The organism is Desulfurobacterium pacificum, assembly GCF_900182835.1.
GTDB classification, from domain to species: domain Bacteria; phylum Aquificota; class Aquificia; order Desulfurobacteriales; family Desulfurobacteriaceae; genus Desulfurobacterium_B; species Desulfurobacterium_B pacificum.
The window spans coordinates 3,427-5,230 of the sequence record NZ_FXUB01000009.1 but is presented as its reverse complement, the minus strand read 5'-3'; the positions used below and the strand labels follow the sequence as shown (position 1 = coordinate 5,230).

1 rRNA gene is annotated in these 1,804 nt (G+C 61.3%); it reads left to right on the top strand.

Annotated elements, in window-relative coordinates:
* Positions 1-192 precede the first annotated feature (192 nt).
* Positions 193-1,775 (top strand): 16S ribosomal RNA (locus QOL23_RS08465).
* The last annotated feature ends 29 nt before the right edge of the window (positions 1,776-1,804 follow it).

Genomic DNA, 1,804 nt, shown 5'->3' with positions numbered 1-1,804 from the left:
GGGCTTGACAGTTCGGGTCAAGAGTCATAAATTTACATCTTGCGTCTTGAAAGGCGGTCTTTGACAGTAGAATAAGGGGTGCGTGCCTGCGGGAGTGTTGGAAGCCCTGTGAGGGCTTAGGATTGAGGTGTTTCCGCAGGTTTATGGTGATAAGCCTTGCGAACTGAGTTGGAGATAACTTTTCAGATAATTTTGCTGGAGAGTTTGATCCTGGCTCAGCGCGAACGCTGTCGGCGTGCCTAACACATGCAAGTCGTGGGGCAGCGGGCCGGTTCCTTCGGGAACTGGTGCCGGCGACCGGCGAACGGGTGAGTAACGCGTGAGCAACCTACCCCGAGGAGGGGGATAACCCGGGGAAACCCGGGCTAATACCCCATAAGCGCACGTCCCGCATGGGGTGTGTGAAAAGGGTGGCCTCTGCATAGCAAGCTGCCGCCTCGGGATGGGCTCGCGTCCCATCAGGTAGTTGGTGAGGTAACGGCTCACCAAGCCTACGACGGGTAGCTGGTCTGAGAGGATGGCCAGCCACACCGGGACTGAGACACGGCCCGGACTCCTACGGGAGGCAGCAGTGGGGAATCTTGGGCAATGGGCGCAAGCCTGACCCAGCGACGCCGAGTGGAGGAAGAAGCCCTTCGGGGTGTAAACTCCTGTCGCCGGGGACGATGCGAGCGGGGGTGAACAGCCCTCGCTCGTGACGGTACCCGGAGAGGAAGGGACGGCTAACTACGTGCCAGCAGCCGCGGTAATACGTAGGTCCCGAGCGTTGCGCGAAATTACTGGGCGTAAAGAGCGCGTAGGCGGGCCAGTAAGTCAGGGGTGAAAGCCCCCGGCTCAACCGGGGAATTGCCCTTGATACTGCTGGTCTAGGGTCCGGAAGACGCCGGCGGAATTCCCGGTGTAGCGGTGAAATGCGTAGATATCGGGAGGAACACCGGTGGCGAAGGCGGCCGGCGAGGACGGTACCGACGCTGAGGCGCGAAAGCGTGGGGAGCGAACCGGATTAGATACCCGGGTAGTCCACGCTGTAAACGATGGGTGCTGGGCGTTGGCTCCGAAGGGAGTCAGTGCCGAAGCTAACGCGTTAAGCGCCCCGCCTGGGGAGTACGGCCGCAAGGCTGAAACTCAAAGGAATAGACGGGGGCCCGCACAAGCGGTGGAGCATGTGGTTTAATTCAATGCTACGCGAAGAACCTTACCAGGGCTTGACATGCCGGGAAAAGCGGCCGAAAGGCCGTGTGCCCCCCTTTTGGGGGGCGCCCGGCACAGGTGGTACATGGCCGTCGTCAGCTCGTGCCGTGAGGTGTTGGGTTAAGTCCCGCAACGAGCGCAACCCCTGTCCCTAGTTGCCAGCGGGTGAAGCCGGGCACACTAGGGAGACTGCCGGCGACAAGCCGGAGGAAGGGGGGGATGACGTCAGGTCAGTATGCCCCTTACGCCCTGGGCTACACACGTGCTACAATGGCCGGGACAGAGGGATAGCGAAGCCGCGAGGTGGAGCAAAACCCAGAAACCCGGTCTCAGTTCGGATTGCAGGCTGCAACTCGCCTGCATGAAGCTGGAATCGCTAGTAACGGCCGGTCAGCCACACGGCCGTGAATACGTTCCCGGGCCTTGTACTCACCGCCCGTCACACCCCGGAAGCTGGTCTTACCAGAAGTCCCCGGGCCAACCCCCCGAAAGGGGGGAGGCAGGGGCCGAAGGTAGGGCTGGTGACTGGGGTGAAGTCGTAACAAGGTAGCCGTAGGAGAACCTGCGGCTGGATCACCTCCTTTTATGGAGAGGGGCAGGCAAGTTCCTGCTC